This window comes from Neorhizobium sp. DAR64862/K0K3 (assembly GCF_050500185.1).
In the GTDB taxonomy this organism is placed as follows: Bacteria; Pseudomonadota; Alphaproteobacteria; order Rhizobiales; family Rhizobiaceae; genus Neorhizobium; species Neorhizobium soli.
The window spans coordinates 766,474-786,535 of sequence record NZ_CP191449.1 but is presented as its reverse complement, the minus strand read 5'-3'; the positions used below and the strand labels follow the sequence as shown (position 1 = coordinate 786,535).

At 58.8% G+C, this 20,062-nt stretch carries 17 protein-coding genes, 1 tRNA gene and 2 pseudogenes; 16 read left to right on the top strand and 4 right to left on the bottom strand.

Annotation, left to right across the window (positions count from 1 at the left end; translation table 11 throughout):
* Positions 1 to 4 precede the first annotated feature (4 nt).
* Positions 5 to 3,715: a response regulator gene (locus ACQY1L_RS03965; RefSeq protein WP_430242894.1), complete on the bottom strand. Its 3,711-nt coding sequence runs from the start codon at positions 3,713 to 3,715 to the stop codon at positions 5 to 7.
* A gap of 238 nt (positions 3,716 to 3,953) precedes the next feature.
* Between ACQY1L_RS03965 and ACQY1L_RS03960 the strand changes: the two genes are divergently transcribed.
* The 6 genes from ACQY1L_RS03960 to ACQY1L_RS03935 all read left to right on the top strand — a co-directional run bounded on the left by ACQY1L_RS03960 (position 3,954) and on the right by ACQY1L_RS03935 (position 9,202).
* Positions 3,954 to 4,304 (top strand): hypothetical protein, encoded by a 351-nt coding sequence (locus tag ACQY1L_RS03960; protein WP_113166789.1) that lies wholly within the window; start codon positions 3,954 to 3,956, stop codon positions 4,302 to 4,304.
* A gap of 276 nt (positions 4,305 to 4,580) precedes the next feature.
* Positions 4,581 to 4,934: a hypothetical protein gene (locus ACQY1L_RS03955; protein WP_062455439.1), complete on the top strand. Its 354-nt coding sequence runs from the start codon at positions 4,581 to 4,583 to the stop codon at positions 4,932 to 4,934.
* 477 nt (positions 4,935 to 5,411) lie between these two features.
* Positions 5,412 to 7,169 (top strand): DEAD/DEAH box helicase, encoded by a 1,758-nt coding sequence (locus ACQY1L_RS03950; protein ID WP_430242890.1) that lies wholly within the window; start codon positions 5,412 to 5,414, stop codon positions 7,167 to 7,169.
* A 248-nt stretch (positions 7,170 to 7,417) separates the two neighbouring features.
* Entirely contained in the window at positions 7,418 to 7,888 is a 471-nt protein-coding gene (locus ACQY1L_RS03945) for a hypothetical protein (protein WP_192077413.1), read from the top strand.
* Positions 7,889 to 8,001: 113 nt separating this feature from the next.
* Positions 8,002 to 8,487, top strand: a complete 486-nt coding sequence (locus tag ACQY1L_RS03940; protein WP_430242886.1) for a hypothetical protein — start codon at positions 8,002 to 8,004, stop codon at positions 8,485 to 8,487.
* A gap of 184 nt (positions 8,488 to 8,671) precedes the next feature.
* A complete protein-coding gene (locus ACQY1L_RS03935; RefSeq protein WP_430242883.1) occupies positions 8,672 to 9,202 on the top strand; it encodes a hypothetical protein in 531 nt (176 codons plus the stop codon).
* A 224-nt stretch (positions 9,203 to 9,426) separates the two neighbouring features.
* Here the strand turns inward: ACQY1L_RS03935 and ACQY1L_RS03930 are convergent, their stop codons facing one another.
* Positions 9,427 to 9,894, bottom strand: a complete 468-nt coding sequence (locus ACQY1L_RS03930) for a hypothetical protein (protein WP_062582741.1) — start codon at positions 9,892 to 9,894, stop codon at positions 9,427 to 9,429.
* 261 nt (positions 9,895 to 10,155) lie between these two features.
* Here ACQY1L_RS03930 and ACQY1L_RS03925 point away from each other — a divergent pair, with 261 nt between their 5' ends.
* On the top strand, positions 10,156 to 10,596 hold the full coding sequence (locus ACQY1L_RS03925; RefSeq protein ID WP_430242880.1) for a hypothetical protein: 441 nt from the start codon (positions 10,156 to 10,158) through the stop codon (positions 10,594 to 10,596).
* Positions 10,597 to 10,988: 392 nt separating this feature from the next.
* Here the strand turns inward: ACQY1L_RS03925 and ACQY1L_RS03920 are convergent, their stop codons facing one another.
* Complete coding sequence (locus tag ACQY1L_RS03920; protein ID WP_062582736.1) at positions 10,989 to 11,870, bottom strand: DMT family transporter; 882 nt, start codon at positions 11,868 to 11,870, stop codon at positions 10,989 to 10,991.
* A 370-nt stretch (positions 11,871 to 12,240) separates the two neighbouring features.
* On the opposite strand from ACQY1L_RS03920, the gene ACQY1L_RS03915 reads away from it, so the two are divergent.
* From ACQY1L_RS03915 to ACQY1L_RS03900, 4 genes and pseudogenes are all read left to right on the top strand, one after another.
* Positions 12,241 to 13,650, top strand: a complete 1,410-nt coding sequence (locus ACQY1L_RS03915; protein WP_062582734.1) for a circularly permuted type 2 ATP-grasp protein — start codon at positions 12,241 to 12,243, stop codon at positions 13,648 to 13,650.
* 11 nt (positions 13,651 to 13,661) lie between these two features.
* Positions 13,662 to 14,603, top strand: a complete 942-nt coding sequence (locus tag ACQY1L_RS03910; protein WP_062455418.1) for an alpha-E domain-containing protein — start codon at positions 13,662 to 13,664, stop codon at positions 14,601 to 14,603.
* A gap of 36 nt (positions 14,604 to 14,639) precedes the next feature.
* A pseudogene (locus ACQY1L_RS03905) lies at positions 14,640 to 15,464 on the top strand (transglutaminase family protein); the annotation flags it as partial.
* 232 nt (positions 15,465 to 15,696) lie between these two features.
* The gene (locus ACQY1L_RS03900) at positions 15,697 to 16,254 is read left to right on the top strand and encodes a hypothetical protein (protein ID WP_184653710.1); all 558 of its coding nucleotides are present in this window, start codon (positions 15,697 to 15,699) and stop codon (positions 16,252 to 16,254) included.
* 9 nt (positions 16,255 to 16,263) lie between these two features.
* Here the strand turns inward: ACQY1L_RS03900 and ACQY1L_RS03895 are convergent, their stop codons facing one another.
* On the bottom strand, positions 16,264 to 16,551 hold the full coding sequence (locus tag ACQY1L_RS03895; protein WP_430242875.1) for a DUF3329 domain-containing protein: 288 nt from the start codon (positions 16,549 to 16,551) through the stop codon (positions 16,264 to 16,266).
* A gap of 235 nt (positions 16,552 to 16,786) precedes the next feature.
* Here ACQY1L_RS03895 and ACQY1L_RS03890 point away from each other — a divergent pair.
* The 5 genes and pseudogenes from ACQY1L_RS03890 to ACQY1L_RS03870 all read left to right on the top strand — a co-directional run bounded on the left by ACQY1L_RS03890 (position 16,787) and on the right by ACQY1L_RS03870 (position 19,945).
* A tRNA-Arg gene (locus tag ACQY1L_RS03890) sits at positions 16,787 to 16,863 on the top strand.
* A 307-nt stretch (positions 16,864 to 17,170) separates the two neighbouring features.
* Positions 17,171 to 17,656 (top strand): annotated as a pseudogene (locus ACQY1L_RS03885) (flagellin); the annotation flags it as partial.
* Positions 17,657 to 17,668: 12 nt separating this feature from the next.
* Positions 17,669 to 17,839, top strand: coding sequence for a hypothetical protein (locus tag ACQY1L_RS03880; RefSeq protein WP_430242873.1), 171 nt, complete (start codon positions 17,669 to 17,671; stop codon positions 17,837 to 17,839).
* The gene (locus tag ACQY1L_RS03875; protein ID WP_430242871.1) at positions 17,827 to 18,996 is read left to right on the top strand and encodes a flagellin; all 1,170 of its coding nucleotides are present in this window, start codon (positions 17,827 to 17,829) and stop codon (positions 18,994 to 18,996) included. Before ACQY1L_RS03880 ends, ACQY1L_RS03875 begins: the two co-directional genes overlap by 13 nt.
* Positions 18,997 to 19,528: 532 nt before the next feature.
* Positions 19,529 to 19,945 (top strand): DUF4174 domain-containing protein, encoded by a 417-nt coding sequence (locus tag ACQY1L_RS03870; protein ID WP_062455298.1) that lies wholly within the window; start codon positions 19,529 to 19,531, stop codon positions 19,943 to 19,945.
* The last annotated feature ends 117 nt before the right edge of the window (positions 19,946 to 20,062 follow it).

Below are 20,062 nucleotides of genomic sequence, written 5' to 3'. Positions count from 1 at the left end.
GGCCTCAGTTGCCGTCCAGCGCCGAAACAACGACGGCGCCGTCCAGCCAGTGGCGGATCTTGTTCTCCAGCGCTTCGGGACTGATCGGCTTCGACAGATAATCGTCCATGCCGACCTGGAAGCAGAGTTCGCGGTCGCTTTCCAGCGCATGGGCGGTGACGCCGATGATCGGGACATGCGTGCCGGTCGAGTTTTCGAGTTCGCGGATCTTGCGGGTTGCCTGGTGACCGTTCATCACCGGCATCGACACGTCCATGATGATCACCGCCGGATCATACTTCTGCCAGGCCTCGACCGCTTCCGCCCCGTTCTTGACGATCTGGAACAGCCAGCCGGTCATCTGGAGGATCTGGGTAAAGACGATCTGGTTGACCTCGTTGTCCTCAGCGACGAGAACATCGAGCGTTGGTTTGATCACAGGAGCGACGGTGTTTTCCTGCGCCACCGGTTCTGCAGGCTTTGAGCCAGCTGTGTCGACGGCTGGAGTAAACGACGCAATGAGCGGCACCGCCTGCCCGGATGCGCGGCGCCGGGTGCGGATGACGCGGACGACGTCGATGATCGTGCTGCGCAAAAGGGCTGCGCGGGCGGGCTTCATCAGATGCGCCTGAACATTGAGCTCGGCAAACATCGTCTCGTCGTTTGCCATGTCCATCGACGTCAGGAAGACGATGCCGGTGAAATCGAAGCGCCTGTCGCGCCGGATCGCCTTGGCGCAGTCGAACCCGTTCATCTCCGGCATGTGATAATCCAGCACGACCACATCGATGACGATGCCGAGCCTGGTTGCTTCGTGGAGGAAGGCAAGACCCTCCGCCCCGTTTTCAGCGGCAACGGTCTCGAAGCCCCACATGCTCAGCTGCTCGGTGAGGATGCGGCGGTTCACAGCGTTGTCGTCGATCACGAGCACCCGGGCACCGCTGGTGCTGACCGGCAGCGTCACTTCCATCTTGCGTTCGGCAACCACGGCAAACGGCAGGTTGACGGTAAAGACCGAACCGCGGCCAAGCTCGCTCTCGACCTCGACCGAACCGCCGAACAGCTCGACCAGACCGGACGTAATCGCAAGGCCAAGCCCGGTGCCTTCATGACGGCGGGTGGACGACGTATCCACCTGGCTGAACTTTTCAAACACCGACCGAAGCTTTTCTTCGGGAATGCCAAGGCCGGTATCCTCGATGCGGATCGACAGCATCAGCTGGTCACCATCGATCGGCCGCGACTTCAAGTCGATGAAGACATGGCCCTTTTCGGTAAATTTGACGGCATTGCCGACCAGATTGGTAACGATCTGGCGGAAACGGCCGGCATCGCCGAGGACCGTTTCGCGCACCGAAACCTCGCCCCGGACGATCAGTTCGATATCCTTGTCGGCAGCGGCCGACGACAGAAGCGTCGCCACGTCCTCGATTGCCTCGACAGGATCGAACGGCGCCTTGCGCAGCTTCATCTGGCCGGCATCGATCTTGGAAAAATCGAGAATGTCGTTGATGATCGTCAAAAGCGCATTGCCGGATTTGACGATGATGTCGACGAAGGTCTTCTGGCGGGTATCGAGGCTGGACTTGGCGAGCAGTTCGGCCATGCCGAGCACGCCGTTCATCGGCGTGCGGATCTCGTGGCTCATGTTGGCGAGGAATTCCGACTTCGCCCGGTCGGCCGCTTCCGCCCGGTTGAGCAGGCGCGTCAGGTCCGCCTCGCGTTCCTTGCTCTCGGTGACGTCCGTGAAGACCGCAAGCCAGTGGTCGTCCCCGGTCGGACGGGCCTCGAGCTGGATCCAGCGGCGGTCCTCGACGCGGAACGAGGTAAATACCGGCTCTCCAGAGGCAACGCTTGCTTCCCATTCGCGCAACGCCGCGGTCGAGGTGCGCGCATCGCCAAGATCGCCGCGTTTTGCGCAGTAGCCAAAGACGTTGCGCCAGCTTTTGCCGATCGACAGCATGTCGGCCGGCATCTCCAGCATGGCGGCAAGCGCATCGTTTGAAAAGATAATCGCGCCGTCATGCAGGATGAGCAGCCCTTGAGACATTGCGCTGGTTGCGTCGCGCATCAGCGCGCCGTGTTTCTGCAGCGCTTCCTGCGCTTGCCGGATGTCCGCATCGCGCTGGCGCATCGCGGTGATATCGGTATGGCTGATGAGGATCTTGCCATCGGTCAGCTGCGTGCCGGAGATCAGCAGGTAATGACCGCCATGGGTGCGGATCTCGATCGGCGGATGATCGTTGCTGGCTGTCAGTGCGGCGATGCGGGCATTGTAGATCGCATCGAAATCCAGGTCCGAGCCGGCATAGATACCGTTGTCGTAATTGACCTTCATGAAATCCCGGTAGGAACGGCCGGCGAGATCGAAGCGCTTGTCCGTATCCCAGGATGTATAGAAGGCGGGATTGGCGTATTCGAACACCAGATCCGCATCGAGAATACCGATGCCGACCGGCTGGGCCGACAGGATCGTCTGCAGATCCTGGCTGACCTTTTCCGCCTTTTGCTGCGCTTCCTTGATCAGCGACACGTCCGTGCGCGAGCAGACCAGATAGCGGCTGCCGTCGTCGACCTCGATCGAGCGCAGGCGTGTAAGAACCGGAATGACCGAACCGTCCGGGAAGGTCATATCCTCCGACTTGTCGATCGCCTCGCCGTCCAGCACGCGGGCGTTTTCGTTCCAGAACCGCTCCGCCGCCCAGGGAAACATCTGGGCTTCCGTCTTGCCGAGATAGTTTTCCCGTTCGCTGCCCAGCATTTGCTCGTAGGCGTGGTTGGCATAGGTCAGCTCGTGCTTTTCGTTGCGAACGAACACGGGGGCCGGCAGGTCTTCCAGGATGGCGCGGAAAAGCCCGGTTTCCGCCACCTGGCTGCGCAGCAGCATCTCCTGGTCCTTGAAGTCGGTGACGTCGTGGCGGATGGCGATCAGCAGGCCGTTTTCCAGCCGCTTGTTGAGACTGCGCATCCAGCGACCATCCGGCAGCTTGTCGATCCGCTCGTGATAGGGAACGAGGAAGGCACGGAGACGCTGTTCCACCCACTTCTCGCGCGGCGCAAGCGTTACGGACGCATTGCCGCTTGCCGCACGTTCCCGCTGATCATAGGCGCGGTGGATGATGTCCTCCAGCGCTATGCCCGGCTTGATGACGATGCCACAGGCATCGAAATGGTCGACAAGCTGCGAATTGCAGTAAACGAGCACATTGTCGCGGTCGTAGATGCCGATGCCCATTTCGAGCATGTCGATCGCGTCGTCGAGAAGACCGTTCTCAAACAGCGAAAACGGCTTCGCCGCCGTCTCGAGCGGCGCGGGGACGCCATTACCCGTTGGGCGCGATGCAGCGCCGACCGGCAGGAAATGGCCGAAGACGTAGGATTGATCGTCTTCCGTCAGAAACCGTTCGATATGGATCTCGTGGGAAAAGATCCCGTCGGCGTTGAACGCCAGCGCCTTTTCTTCGGCACCGAACACCAGGGCGCGGCATTCCTTTTCCTTGCGCTCATCCTTTTCGCCTTCGCTGCCGAGGCTGAGGCTTGTCTGGCCGACGAGCTCCTCAGGGCGAGCGCCGACCATGGCCGCATAGGCGGGGTTGACGGCGACGTATGCGAGCCGGCAGTTCTTGATATAGGCGGGTTCGGGGAGATCCACGATGCGGGCGCAGGCCCGCTCCAGAAACTTGCTTTCCAGGCGTTCGCTCTTCGTGTGCACCCTGCCCCGCTCACTCCCGCGCATGCGGGATCCCACCATTTTTCGGAAACCGACCCGATAACACCATAGCGAGTATTAACAACACGTTGCCCGGAACACAGGGTTGTTTAATATTTGCGTTTTCGCAAGTTCGAATGGAGTGCGGCCGGGGGCGTCTCACGCATCGAGGATCAACGCAATGACACTAAATCGGCAGCATCAGGCAACCTTGAACGCCGACGCCGGTTAACCCTGACGTGAAGCGAACAAAGGAAATTCTTCGATGATGAAACTTGTGACGATTGCCACGCTGACGCTTGGCCTTGCAACATCGGCATTCGCTCAAGGTGCATCCGGTGGATCCGCAGGTTCCGGCGCGTCTGGCGCGTCTGGCGCAGGCGCTGCATCCGGAACGAGCAGCGGCACAACCGGCCAGACGCCGTCCAACACACCGTCCAAAACGCCGTCCAATAGCGCCAACGATGGGACGACCACGGGCAGCACGGACTCCAAGAGCATGACGACCGGAAACGGCACGAGCAAAGGCGGCTGCGACACGACGGGTGTCGGTGGCGCACCTTCGGCAACCAGCGGTTCGACCGACGGTTCCGGCACCACGACGAACAACTGCTGATCAGCTCCGGCGCCGGGTTCAGACCCGGCGCTTTTTCTTGCCCGCCAAAACTGCCAGATAGATCAAGCCACAATTCCTCCCGCAAATTGCCGGGTTTTCGCCGCAATCCAATCTTCGGGCAGACCTTGGGTTGCCGACACCTTTCGAAAAGCAATTTTTCCACGGTGTAGTCTGAATAGGCGTTCAGACTACGGCGATAAAACCTCCATCAATCCGCCGTGATTGAGAGCGACGCTTTGATCGTACCTCGAAACACCACGGGGAAAGGAACCAGGCATGTCGATCATGAAGAAGACCATTACTGCTGGCATTGCGGCTCTCTCAGTCGCCGGCGCACTTGCTGCGACGGCACCGGCAGCGCAGGCCCGCGATCACTACCGTCACCACGGCGACGATGTGCTGCTGGGTGCCGCGGCAGGGATTGCCGGCGGCCTGATCGGCGGCGCGATCGTGTCAGGATCGCAGCGTCCGGTCTATGTGGAGCCGCAATACGAATATGCTCCGCCACCACCGCCGCCGGTCGTCTACCGTCGCGCCTATTATGCCGCACCGCCACCACCACCGCGTTGCCACCATGAATGGGTGGAAAACGAGTATGGCGAAGCCTACCGCGCACGGGTCTGCTACTAGAGCGTCCAGGCGTCCATCAAGATTTGCGATACGGCGGTGCGATGCACCGCCGTTTTTCGTTTTGGGCCGCCACTCTGCGCGACCATTGCCTTGGGGATCGCCGTTCGTGTGGCCGCCGCTCGGAGGGCTGACGACTCGAGAAAATCCCCTGTGACGTGAGTGCCTACCGGGTCGCAGCTAGCGGACAGCCTGCGTCGTTTTGCAGAAGAACCTTGACTTTCGGCGGCAAATCAACCAAATGCATGCGAGCTTTCACCTTCCGGCAGCCGCGTGAGCTGCCCCGCGTCCATACTGACAGCGCGAAGAAGGAACAAGGCGCACAGATAGATCGCCCTCGGGATGAGGGTTCAAGCGCTGGAAAGTAATTTCCAACACACAAGTTCCCAAATCACGCGGGGTTCTTGACGCCACAAGCAGCCCGGATGGCATGGTGCCATTTCGGAGCGTCCGCTTTTGGCGCCCCGAAAGGTATTCGACTTGACGAATTTTGAATCTCTTGGCGTGTCCAAGCAGATCGTCGCCACGCTCACCGAGCTTGGTTTTGAAACCCCGACGCCGATCCAGGCCCAGGCAATTCCGCTTCTCCTCGAAGGCCGCGACCTGATCGGCCTTGCGCAGACCGGCACCGGCAAGACCGCAGCTTTCGGCCTGCCGCTGATCGAGCGCCTGATGGCCGACGCGACCCGCCCCGACAACCGCACCACCCGCGCGCTGATCCTTGCGCCGACCCGCGAACTGGTCAACCAGATCGCCGCCAACCTGAAGACCTTCATCAAGGGCCGCCCGCTCAAGATCAATCTCGTCGTCGGCGGTGTCTCGATCAACAAGCAGCAGCTGCAGCTGGAAAAGGGCACCGACATCCTCGTCGCCACCCCTGGCCGCCTGCTCGACCTGATCTCGCGCCGTGCGATCGGTCTGACGACGGTTCGCTTCCTCGTGCTCGACGAAGCCGACCAGATGCTCGACCTCGGCTTTGTGCATGACCTGCGCAAGATCTCCAAAATGGTGCCGAAGAAGCGCCAGACCATGCTGTTTTCGGCCACCATGCCGAAGGCGATCGCCGATCTGGCCGCCGACTTCCTGACCGATCCGGTCAAGGTGGAAGTGACGCCTGCGGGCAAGGCAGCCGACAAGGTGGACCAGTTCGTCCACTTCGTTGCCGGCAAGGGCGACAAGACCGACCTTCTTCGCAAGTCGCTGATGGACAACCCGGATGGCCGCTCGATCGTCTTCATGCGTACCAAGCACACCGCTGAAAAGCTGATGAAGCACTTTGAAAACATCGGTTTCTCGGTCGCCTCGATCCACGGCAACAAAAGCCAGGGCCAGCGCGAACGGGCACTCAAGGGTTTCCGTGATGGCGAGATCAAGACGCTGATTGCGACCGACGTCGCGGCCCGCGGCATCGATATCCCGGCCGTCAGCCACGTCTACAACTACGATCTGCCTGACGTTGCGGAAGCCTATATCCACCGCATCGGCCGCACGGCCCGCGCCGGCCGCGAAGGCATCGCGATCGCCTTCTGCGCGCCTGACGAAACGATGCTGCTGCGCGACATCGAAAAGCTGATGAGCATCGAGATCAAGACGCTGACCGGCGAACGCCCTGAGACGATGAACCGTCCGGTTCGCGCCAACGGCGGCAACAAGGGTGGCGGCGCCAATGCCCGCGGCGGCAACAAGGGTGGCCGTGGCGGCCAGCCTCGTGGCAATGGCGGCGGCGGCGAAGGCCGCGGTGCTGGTGCTGCCGGCGAGGCCCGTGGCCCGCGCCGCGAACGTCCGGCGCGCAAGCCGTTCTTCGCTGGTGACGGTGCAGAAGCGCCAAGAAGCCAGGCTCCCCGTTCACAGGCTGCACGGCCGGCAGCGGCAAGCGTAGCGCCCGACAACGATCTGTCCTCGACCTCGGATTTCCGCCCAGTCAAGAAGCAGTTCGGCAACCCGGGCGCAAAGACTGGCGGTCGTCCTGACAACCGTGGCTCAGCCAAGCCAGCCGGTTCCGGCAACCGCGACCATGCAAGCCACGGCGCGCATGAAGCCGGCAGCCAGCGCAAGGCCCATCAGGGCAATGCGGCCGCCGCATCCGGCGAAGCCAAGCCAAACCGGCACACGCCGGCCGCAGCCCCCAAGGGCGACGGTCGCGGCCCGGTCCGCTTCGGCAACGACAACCGCGGCCAGGCCCCCATCGACCAGCGCACCGCCGGCCATCAGGGCCGCAAGCGCACCACGCGCGCTTAACGCGAGACGCGGTTAAGAGAGTTCAGACGGCCGGGAGAAATCCTGGCCGTTTTGTTTGTGGGGTATTGGTATTGGGGGTGGCGCGAGCCGTCTCTTCTCAGCTTCCTGCCACGAAGCGAAGGATGCATTTAGGTGCCGATCGACTTCAACCTCATCCAGCAGATATGACGCAACGGCGTCTTTCAAATGGATTTCATGTACAATAGTATCCCGCAAATGACTGCCGCCTAGACAATCGGGGTGAAATCTTGCTTGGCCCGCTTTTGATTTTCGCGCTGTTTTCAACGGACATGAGCTCGGACCGTTTTTCGATTTCGAGAGATTTGCTTCCGTTTGGCGTTCCCGCTGAGTTTGCCGACGGTCGGTCAGCGATTCTCGCCCCGGAAGAGCTGCGAGCCTGCATCATCAGATATGCTGCTGTCGAAAAGGAGCGGCTCCAGCTGAGCATCAAGCGCTTGGCGCTAGCTGTCGAAGAATCACACGGTGTCGTCAACAAGCAGCGTCAAACGAGTGCTCCGAAAGACAGTTTGGACATGCAACTTGACGAGATCGAGAAATCGGTTGCCGAACAGAACGATTTGACAAAAAACACGCGCGAATTCTTGCGGCTACGAGCCAACTTCTTTGCGGAATATCTTGCCTTTGCCGATGACTGCGGTTCCAAAACGTACCGCTCTTCCGACGTGCGGACGTTGTTTCCAAACGGCGTCCCGGATTGATGTGGTCGGCTGGTGCGGTGACGGCCACAAACAGTCATTGGGGTTGCTGGAATTTATGCATTCCTTACTTTCTCCATCGAGTATGGAGAAGACCCAAGCTGCAGGCAAGGCAAATGCCGCTACAAACAAGCACGATGGGTCGCAAACCGGAGACAAAGTTTCTGATCAGACCGCATCATCGCCGCGATCTACCACTGCTAATGGAACAAGAAACCATGCTTATACCTGGCGTTAAAGACACGATCACTTACACTATTGTTTTGGTAGAAGCGATAATGGTATTATCGTTTTTCAAGCAGTACACGAATATCATATACCTTAGTGGATTGGCGAGTATAGCAGCTGTTGTCACTCTTCGAATAAGGCACGCACGTTATACTTACACCCCGTTTTCAGATAAAAACGATCCTGTCATCAGGAATAAAGAAATAAGATGGGCAATTGTAATCTTCCCAATAATATTTATCGTAGGTCAAAGCTTTAAGGCGGTTGTCTCCCCTGGTGGTTTCGCGCAAGGCAATGTTGGAATCATCATGTTTTTAGCAGCGGCGTTTGCTTGGGCATTGCTTGAAGTATTTCTTCGCATACGAATAAAGTAAGCAATAATTTTAGACATGGGTGAGCATCAGTATTTAGCATTTTCGATGGCTTACTCCTCGAACTATTGCATCGACAGAGTCGCCGGTCGGAATTAAAATTGTTACGCACCCTCCTAGCTGCTGCAACAAAACGGTCTCATCACGGAGCAAAGCTGCCAAGGTCGCCTTTCGGCCCAAAGCGGTCATGATAGAAGTTGCAAAAACCAGAGCAGTGAATAATGATTTTGAGATGGCAATTTGGCAATTCGCGTTTGATCTAATGCCGTCGTCGGCTGTAATTATTAATGGGGCGGTTGCCGTACGAATGACGCAAGCGCAGCTTAATGCTATCGAGCCGCACTTTTCAGCCGCAACAATACAGCTTCTGTTCGAACAAATGGGTTCCATACTGCCTGAAAAGTCATCGTGGAGCCCGAGCTTGCGTATATGGGGTGATGAGAAGACAAACGATGTGCAAGTCTTCCTTGGTGAGCCCGGTATTGAAGGGGTGCAGTTTCGTTTGGACGTTGCCAACCTTTCTATGCCGCTTGTGGCGCAAATTTGCTCACTTGCGCAGGATACAGCATGCGTGTTGGTAACGCGAGACGGCGCAATTGTCCGACCTAATGGGACTTCACTCATTCGGGCAGTCATGCGTTCAAACGCGGCGCGATATGTCCGTGATCCGGAACGTTTCATACGGGAATTCGCCGCAGATCATCCAGAACAAATTTAAAGCGAGGCCGTTGCATCAACGCCTGCTTTCGGCCCTAAGCTGACCTAACAGCTACGCATCGCTCTCGCTTGACGAACTACTTCCTCGTCCTAGTTGCTGCAGCGTTGACAAGATTGGTGGCGCCCGAGTTCGGCAAAGTCGGCGTCCGTCCAAACATTTCTAAAGCTCTTTGTTCTCAACAGGTCCAGCGTTCGTCGGCTTCCTAAGCATAAGTAGAGTGACGATCAGCCGAATTTGTCGTTAGTCATGCCGACACCAGTATCGTCCTTTTCCCGGAACAAGCCGTAGTAGCAATCGGAGCCTACGATCCTATCGTCGTTCCACACCGTCGACAGGTTGACTTCGCAGATTAAGGAGCCGCGTTTGGCGCGGTAGAACCGCTGAATGTAATCTTTGGGGGTCTCGTAGAAATCGCTGGCTGGCTCGATATGGGAAACGCAGGCGCTGAATTCTGCTTGACCTTCTCGGGAATGTACCGCCAGATTTGCAGCGTTCGTCGAAGGAACACACCATCGAGCCGGACCCTTCGTCGTTCTGAGGATGGCAGCCATGTCATCGATACGTCGATGGGCGGAGGTTGGCCAGAACAGCAGGTCGGCGGTTTCCCAAGGCTGCCACAGAGCTAATGCTCCCGACAGTGCTATGGTAAAAACGCACAGCAGCAGATTAATTCTTGAAAGCATGATGATCATTCAAAATGCTGCGCGAGAGTTCTTTGCTCAAACACCCGACTAATCCCTGGTTGGCCAATAGGCTTCGTAGAACGCATGATCCGCAAAGACGCATCCATATTCGGGCGTTGTTGTCGGGCGCTCATATGCCGACGTTAGACTTTCGAAGCAATGACCGCAATTGGCGCAAAGCTGCCGAGGTCGGCTATCGCTACTCCCAGAAGGTGGGCAACTCGCCCGTCTGCAAGTTGCAAAACATGCGTTTGCAAGTATGATATCGGGATGAAGATAAGGGCGATCAGTGCGGAATTGCTTGGCTTTGAGGAGGATTTGGATTGGACCCATCCAATCTCCGTTTGCATCAAGTTTTCAGACGATACTACAATTAGGTTTCGATGTGCGAGCGACGGCCAGAGCATTGCAACGGATGATCAGCCTCTCCGTGACCCCGTAGACATGGCGGAATGCGGAAGGATCGAGGTCCACGATCTATCTGACCGTCCCACCATTCCGTTCCTTACCTCGGACATCCAAGCAGTGGATCAGATCATCGATGAGAACAACGTCACGGTGGGTGTGGCTTTGATGAGTGACGATGGTCCCATTCTGTGCTTCTGGAACTACGGCGACGAGCTTGGTTATGGCAGTTTTGCTTCAATGGCTGATGAGCATGACTGGGGCGCTAGACCGAAGATTTCCGGCATGGCGCTTTCATTGAGATAACTGCAAGCGACTCACGCTATCTACAAAGTGGCCTGAAGGTCTGCCATTTTTCAACACTATCGGCCCAAAACTGCCCCAGGCTCATTGCCCACGTGCCAGCAATCAGGCCGCTTGCACGGAAGCCAGCTTCATCCCCCACCCCCGCATATCCCCCTACTTCTTCTTATCCTGATCCCGATGCCACTTGATGGCGAAGAACATGCCGGTGCCGAGCACGATGATCTTGAGCGGGAAGAAGACGATCGGGAACCAATCCCACATGTCGCTGATATCCAGGCTTTTGAGTGCATTAACGGGCGTGGCGGAGCAGTACATGAGAACGGCTGCGAACAACATCCGCCATGTTGACGCAGAGGAGGTCGGAGCGAGAGAGGTTCAGCCTCAAATGGCCCTCAGCCCGCCTTCGCCTTGCGGTTCACCAGATACACGCCGAGAACCACGATCGCGGTGCCGGTGACCATGGGGAGGGTCAGGGGTTCGCCAAACAGGATTGCTGCTTCGACGGCAACGACGGGCGGCACGAGATAGATCAGCGAGGCTGCGCGTGAAACCTGTCCGCGGCGGATGAGGTAGAGAAGCAGTGCGACGGCACCGAGCGAGATGCCGATGACGGACCAGGCCATGGCGGCGAGTGCCTGGGTGGTCCAGTCGAAGCGCATGGGCTCGATCAGATAGGCGACCGGCAGCGTCACGATGAACGCTCCGACATATTGCAGCGTGCCGATGGCAACGAGGTTGCCCTGCTGCAGGTAGCGCTTCTGGTAGATCGTGCCGTAGGTGACCGACCCCATCGCCATGAGATTGAGGAGAAGCGGCAGGCCAAGCCCGGTCATGCCGGCCGACAGGCTTCTAAAAAGCTGCGGCGAGATGGCGATGAAGATACCGGCAAAGCCGAGCGCGAGGCCGAGCTTCTGCCGGCGGCTGAGCGTTTCGCTAAGCAGGAACGGCGCGACCGCCGCCGTCATCAGCGGCTGCAGCCCGGCAATGATGCCCGACAACCCCGAGGGCACGCCCTGCCCGATCGCATACCAGACGCCGGCGAGATAAAGCCCGTGCAGAAAAATGCCTGAAAGCACCGCATGGCCGATCTCGCGTCCGGTCTTTGGCCACGTGACCCGCAGAGCAAGCCCGAGACAAAGGAAGACGACGGCCGCCAGTGCATGCCGGGCGGCCAGAAAAGTGACGGGGTCCGCATGGGCGGACGCATATTTGGCGACGATCCACCCGGTCGACCACAGGAAAACAAAAACGGCCGGAGCCAGGCGGTCGAGCATTAGAAGGTTCCGGAGAGTGGCTTTGACAAGGCCGGTGGGCGGGAAATGATCCGGCGTCTGATTAGGCTGTGGCGGCGACGCGGTCAAAGTAGAAATACTCACCGTTCCCATCAGCGCATCTGACGGTGTGCGACTAAGATCCGGTCTCCGGTGTGATCAGCGATGAGGCAGTTGCTGCTTTGACGAGCGGTCTTTCTACGACCGAAGATGAGCCGTCGCTAATTCCATCGGCAGTTGCCCTTTTTGATCGTCGTTCAGGTCCTATCTCACCGCATCAGGACGGGTCGTATATTTGTCATACGCAACTGAGCATGGTTCTTGCATTGCCAATGCCGTTGTATTCTTATGACCAAAAATGGGGAACATACCTTTGGCATTTGATGAAATGTTAACCGCGGACGACCAGCCGCGTCTGCCCTATAAGACCTACCACGATTGGTATGCCAGCCAGGATACGGCGCATCTGATCCGCAAGACGCAGGATGCCGAAAACATCTTCCGCAAGACCGGCATCACCTTCGCGGTCTATGGTCATGCCGACAGTTCCGAAAAACTCATCCCCTTCGACATCATTCCCCGCATCATTGCCGCCCGCGAATGGCGCAAGCTCGCGCAAGGCATCGAGCAGCGCGTCGTGGCGCTCAATGCCTTTCTCGACGACATCTACCACAAGCAGGAAATCATCAAGGCCGGCCGCATTCCGCGCGAGCTGATCGAGAAGAACGTGGCCTTCCTGCCCGAAATGATCGGCTTCAAGCCGCCGGGCGGCGTCTATACGCACATTGTCGGCACCGATATCGTTCGCACCGGCGAGGACCAGTTCTACGTGCTGGAGGATAATGCCCGAACCCCGTCCGGCGTCTCCTACATGCTGGAGAACCGCGAAACGATGATGCAGATGTTCCCCGAGCTGTTCACCCTGAACAAGGTGCAGCGCGTGGAGGATTATCCGCGCCAGCTGCGCCAGTCGCTGGCCTCGCTCGCACCCCCCGGCTGCAAGGGACGGCCGCGTGTCGCGGTGCTGACCCCCGGCATCTACAATTCCGCCTATTACGAGCACTCGTTCCTGGCCGACCAGATGGGCGTCGAACTGGTCGAGGGATCGGACCTTCGTGTCATCGATGGCAAGGTGAAGATGCGCACGACGCGCGGCTATGAGGCGATCGACGTGCTCTACCGCCGCGTCGACGACGATTACCTCGATCCGCTGACATTCCGGCCGGATTCGGCGCTTGGCGTTCCTGGCATCATGGACGTCTACCGCTCCGGTAACATCACCATCGCCAATGCGCCGGGCACCGGCATCTGCGACGACAAGGCGATCTATTCCTACATGCCTGAGATCGTCGAGTTCTATACCGGCCGCAAGGCGCTTCTGGAAAACGTGCCGACCTGGCGCTGCTCGGAAGCCGACAGCCTCAAATACGTGCTCGAGCATCTCGAGGAACTGGTAGTCAAGGAAGTGCATGGATCGGGCGGCTACGGCATGCTGGTCGGCCCGACCGCGACGAAAGCCGAGCGCGCCGAGTTTGCCGCAAAGCTGAAGGCGCGACCAACCAACTACATCGCCCAGCCGACGCTGGCTCTGTCCACCGTGCCGATCTTTGTCAACAAGGGCGTTGCCCCCCGCCACGTCGATCTGCGCCCTTATGTCCTCGTGTCCGACAAGGTGAAGATCATTCCCGGCGGATTGACGCGCGTGGCCCTGAAACAGGGTTCACTGGTGGTCAATTCCAGCCAGGGCGGCGGCACCAAGGACACATGGGTACTGGAAGATTGAGGGCGTAAAACATGCTGGGAAGAACTGCAAACGGCCTCTACTGGATGTTCCGCTACATCGAGCGTGCCGAAAACATCGCCCGACTCGTCGATGCCGGCCTGCGCGTCTCGCTGACGCGGGCCGGATCCTCCGACGAGGACTGGCACGGCGTTCTGGAAAGTGCGGGCGTGCGCGATGCCTATAAGCAGGTGCATGCCAAGCTGACGGCAGCCGACGCGGTGGATTATCTCCTGCGCGACACGGCCAATTCGTCGAGCGTCCTGTCCTGTATCGAATCGGGCCGCAACAATGCCCGCATGGTGAGAACCGCCCTGACGCGCGAGACCTGGGAGGCCACCAACGAGGCCTGGCTCGATCTCAAGGCACGGCTTGCGCGCAACCTCAAGGCCACCGAACTGCCGGAACTGATCGACGTCATCAAGCACCGCTGCGCCCTCATCCGCGGTGCCTTTCACGGCTCCATGCTGCGCAACGATCTCTACAATTTCTCGCGCATCGGCACCTTTATCGAACGCGCCGACAACACGAGCCGCATTCTCGACGTGAAGTATTACGTGCTTCTGCCCTCCGTCAGCCAGGTCGGCGGCGCACTCGACAATTTCCAGTGGGAATCGATCCTGCGCTCGGTTTCCGCACACCGCTCCTATGGCTGGGTCTATGACGGCGACTATCAGGCCGGCAATATCGCCGACTTCCTGATCCTGAAAGTTCAGATGCCGCGCTCGCTTGCCTATTGCTACGAAAAGATCGTCAGCAATCTCGGCTACCTGCAGCGGGAATACGCAGAGCGGCACACGGCCCACGACACGGCCGACGCGATCCGCGCGACGCTGACGCGGGGATCGATCACCGAGATCATGGATCACGGCCTGCATGAGTTTCTCGAGGAATTCGTATCGCGCAACAACCAGTTGAGCGCCGAGATTTCGCAAGGCTATCGCTTTTACCAGTAGGACGGGCCGAGTGGCGTCCCTTGAGGATTTGAAACAATGCGCCTGAAGATTTCCCATACGACGGAATATACCTATGACGAACCGCTGCCCTATTCGCTGCAGCGGCTTCGCCTGACGCCGACCGCAGGATCCACCCAGAAGATCATCAACTGGACGGTGAGCGTGGACGGCGCCACGGTTGAGGCAGGCTATGCCGACCAATACGGCAACCGCGTCGAACTGGTGTCGTCGGAAGGCGGCGAGAACACGATCCGCATCGTCGCATCCGGCGAGGTGGAAACCGTGGACAAGGCCGGCGTTTTCGGCACCCATCAGGGGTTCTGCCCGCTCTGGCTGTTTCTCCGCGAAACCCCGCGCACGGCAGCCGGCCCGCTGGTAAAGGCGCTGGCAGAAGGCCTGACCGGCGACAGCGAACTTGCCCGCATGCATGCGCTGATGGAAACGATCCACGAGACCGTGGCCTATACGCCGGGCACCACGACGACGGAGACCACCGCCGAAGAGGCGCTTGCCGCAAAGACCGGCGTCTGCCAGGACCATACCCACATCTTCCTGGCCGCCGCACGGTTGCGCGATATCCCCGCCCGCTACGTTTCCGGCTATCTGCTTATGGAGGGCACGACCGAACAGGTGGCGACGCATGCCTGGGCGGAGGCGCATATTCCGGGCCTCGGCTGGGTCGGCTTCGATGCGGCCAACGACGTCTGCCCGGACGAGCGCTATGTGCGGCTCGCCACCGGCCTCGACTACCGCGACGCAGCCCCGATCTCAGGCATGCGCATCGGCCGGGTCTCCGAGACGTTCGGCGAAAACCTCAAGGTGTCGCTGACGGTGGAGGATGAGGGCCAGACTCAAGCTGAACGCTCACAGACCCAGGGTTCGCAAAGCCAGAGCGGTGGACAGAGCCAAAGCCAAGGTGGACAGAGCCAGGTTCAGGGCGGGCAAAGCCAGACCACGCAAGGACAAAGCCAGTCGTGACATCGGGATCGGCTGCTTAAGACAGCCGTCGTTGTTTACGTAAATTTAACCGACTCTCCCGCAAGCCCGGCACCATCCAGGCATGATTGTCTGCGCCGATAGCAAGGGAGCGGAAATGCTGCTGGGACAATCGATCTTCCAGTCGGTGCTGACACGGCTGAAGCGCGAGCGCGACGACGAACAACCTGTCGAGGCGGCAGCGGATTTCCGCGTCCGCGGCCTTGGAACGGGTTTCGTCGTCTCGACGACCGACGAGGAACCAGAGACAGGTGCGACTGGCGACACCAACGCCTATTTCGCAGACCTCGCCGACATCTCGGAACTGGAACCGGGAGCCGGCACGCAGCAAGAGATGGAGGCGCAAGCCCCGCCTTCGCCAGGTGATTTGACATCCGAAACCCCGCAGCCGCAGCCGGTCGAACCGGTAGAACCGTCCATACCTGTACACCTGACCCGGTTGACGACGGACGAGATTGCCGGCGAACTTGCTATTGTCGACGTCGACACGGAAGCCACGCTCAACGACAAGCGAAGACGGTTTGCCAAGACCAACCATCCGGACGGCGTGGCCGAGCGGTTCCGTCCGGCGGCGACCACGCGGATGCAGATCGCCAACCTGCTGATCGACCAGGCGATCAGGGCGCGGGAAATCCACGCGCGGATGTTCGGCTGATTTTAAGGTTCAGGTCTTGTCGACCGTCCTGTCGGCAGGCCGCTCAGGCGCATTGCGCACCTGCGCATCATCGGCCGGCGCATCCTCGTCTTGTGCAGGCTCGGCCATCGTAACCGGTGCAGCCGGCCGCTTTTCGAGAAACAGCTTGTAGGCCGCATAAAGGCCGAGACCCCCGGAAATGACCGCCCAGGTGACCGAACCGGCATAAAGCTCGAACACAGCCCAGCCGAAGCAGATCGCCGGAATGAGGATCCGCCGCCAGAGCGGCCCATAAAACGGGTGGTTCGGATCGATCATGCGTGCCTGCTCCCCTCGCGGCCAGATACGGCCCTGCCCCGACGATATCCCTGTCCCCAGCGAAAATTGCAAGGGATCACTCCCACTTTCCCTCTACCCGACGCAGCCCCGCGGGACGCCCACGGCCGCTATCTTGCCCACAGGCTGCGATTTCCCGATTTTGCCAATTGATGCCGCAAGCATCCTGGGTTAAGAACCGTCTCATCGGACGAAGCGAGTCATCGCTTTTCGGCATGCACCCGTAGCTCAGCTGGATAGAGTGTTGGATTCCGATTCCAAAGGTCACAGGTTCGAATCCTGTCGGGTGCGCCATTTTCTCTTTGAGTTCCTCCACATGAGAAGCAATCGGTCACCACCAGCCTATGGTGAAAATCTCGTTTTGCTTTACAACCATTAACTTGACGTTAGTCAAGTTTGCGGCACATAGATACCTGAAGTGCTCGATCTAAGATTGTAATAACGACACTCGAGCAGCCCTAGCCTCTCCGGCATAGGGACGGTCTTGCCATGATGGCAGGCACCCTGAGGGGGCTAACCGTAAACGTGATCCGATCATTGCTAGTCTTTCATCGATCTGCGGCGCAGTTCGAAGCGCTAGCCCATGCTTGTGGGGCTCTACGTGACCAGTATTTTGACCAACATCGCTGCAACAAATGCGCTTCAGACCTTGCGCACACTGAATTCGAACATGGAGCGCACGCAACAGCAAGTCAGTTCGGGCCTAAGGGTTCAGACCGCCGCCGACAATGTCGCGTACTGGTCCATTTCGACGACGATGCGGTCCGACACCGACGCCATAGCAGCCGCCAGCGATGCGCTCGGGCTCGGCACCGCCAAGGTGGACACTGCCTATCAGGGCATGGAGGCCGTGATCGATGTTCTGGATGAGTTCAAAGCCAAACTCGTCACCGCAAAAGAGACCAGCGTCGACAAGGGGCAGATCCAGCTCGAATTGGACAAGTTGAAAGAGCAGGTCGTCTCCATCGCCAACGGCGCGAGTTTCAGCGGAGAAAACTGGCTGAACACCGACATTGCCGACATCTATGACAACACGATCAACAAGTCGTCCGTGGTGTCAGGCTTCACCCGGACTGCATCCGGGGTATAAGTTCAGAAAATGGAATCTGATCTCTCATCGATTTCTCTGTTCAACACCACCGGTGGCGGCCTGCTTCAAGCCGATGCGCGCGATGCCTATACGGTCGGCGGAATCCGCTATCCGACCTCCTATTCCAGCTACTCCGACTCGACGGTATACTATACCGATGACGGTCTATGGATTGGATGACCCCGGAACGATCCACCGGCAGTGCCGGCCTCTTCGCTCTGAACAATTTTCCCGATGAAGCGCCTCTCGATTTCAACGCGGCCGGTTCGAACATCAGCTTCACGCTCCTGCTTGACAAGGAAGTGGAGGACCCAAGCCAGCTTCCCGGGCCCTACTTTGGAGGAGTGAGCACTACGATCACGATCACCAAGGCTGACGTGGACGCCTATGATGCCAGTCTTGGTGGAGTCATATCGACCAACACGCAGTTCGCAGGCGTCCTCAACAGGCAGTTGAATCCACTCGGCGCCTTGGTTTCAGCCGACTCCTTCATGTACGATCCCCCGGATTCAAAAAATCGCGTCCACGACCCCAAGAAAATGAGCATCATGACGCTCCAGAAAAATGGTGACGGATCCTATGTCGGCATCTCGAACCTGAGTAGCACTGGCGTTAGCAACGGTGGTTTGAAAGAGAATTCTGCCTATGGCTTACGTGGGTCGAGCTTAAGCCTCGAGTTCCGAGACTTCACTCTATACAATGACGGCGAGAACGAAGACGGTATCGAGATCAACTTCAATTTCGCGGTCAATGGTGCGTCCCAGAAATCCTATTCCTTTGATCGCACCTATGTGAATACGCTGCTGAACAAGACCGAAGGTACGGTCGCGACCGCAGAGGAGATGGAAACTCTGCTGCACTCGCTGCTCGACGCCGATTGGCAAAACCTGCTCATCGAGGCGACGGATGCCACCCAGGTCACCATCAAGTCAGATCCCGCAGTCGATCGGAAATGGGGAAGCGGAACAAGCATAACGTTCAGCCAAATCCGCGTCAGCAACGAGCCTCGTCCGGCGCTCGACTTTCTCGACATCGACATCGAAGAGAACCCCGACAATATCGACAATTATCTGAGCTACATCGAAACCGCGAAATCGAGGGTTGTCGACGGCGCCGCGTTCCTTGGTTCGCTCCAGCAGCGTCTCGACATGCAGACAAGCTTCAACTCAACCCTCATGGACAATATCGAAAGCGGTGTAAGCCGCCTTGTCGACACGGACATGGAGGAAGCCTCTGCTAGGCTGTCCGCAATCCAGACGCAGCAGCAACTTGCCGTTCAGACGTTGCAGATCGCCAATAGCAGCAGCGAGACGATTATGCAGCTCTTCAACTCCTGAACGCACCTGGAGCGCTGGCCGAAGTTCTTTCACGGATCCAGCCCTCCTTTCATTCTCTGGTCGACATCGTCATGACCAGGCGTTCGCCGGTTCACCGCGGTTCCGCTGTGGCGCGTATCGAGGCCACCCTGCCCTACACCATTGCCACCATCTGGCCGCTCACGGCACCGGACGCCCTCTCGCCGTACAAGGCGATGCCTCAGGCTCCACATCCACCAGCATGTCGTCACACTCGAGACAGGTCATGCAGATCCCGCAGCAATCCTGATCGAACTCCTCCACGGATCTTGGCTGTCGACAGCAGTCGCAGATGGGCGAGCCCGGGCCGGCGACCCGGGTGGGAGACAGAATTTCCATGACGTTGCCATCGCGTGCGTGCGCAGAGGTATCTGCCATCGCAACCTCCCTATTTCAGTTGATGATCATAAGATGGGAGCGACTAGCTCAAGAATCCAGAGAGGGCGTACAGACAGGAAGCACCTGAACCATCACGCGTTTGTTGCGTTCCTTCGGTAGATCTGGAGATGACCGCATGAAACGAACACTCATCGCCTTCGCCCTCTCGCTCGCAACCTCGCAGGTGTTTGCCATGGACAGCCTTTCACACCTCGAATGGAAAAAGCGTGTCCTCATCCTTTTCGGTGACAAGGGCGATGCATCGATTGCAAGACAGGTCGGCATCCTGACATCGCAAAAGGCGGAATTGGCGGAGCGCGACATGGTTGTGCTGCAGGTTTCCGGAGATGTCGTGGAAACGATCTATGGTGACGCCGACCGGATCGACGCGCGCAGGCTGCGCGCGGAGGCAAATATTGCGGACGGTGCGTTTCATGTCGTCCTTGTCGGCAAGGATGGCGGCGTGAAGCTGAAAAGCGATACGGTCGTCAGCGACGTCGAGATGTTCGACCTGATCGATCGCATGCCGATGCGCCGCGGCGGAAAAGGCTGAATGACCTCGGACGAGGTTGGGGTATCCGTGGCACGCAACGGCGCCAATTCGTTCAACTTTTCGCGACCATTTCGGAAAACGCGGGCATATCCCCGATCGACATTTGCGTTGCGACGC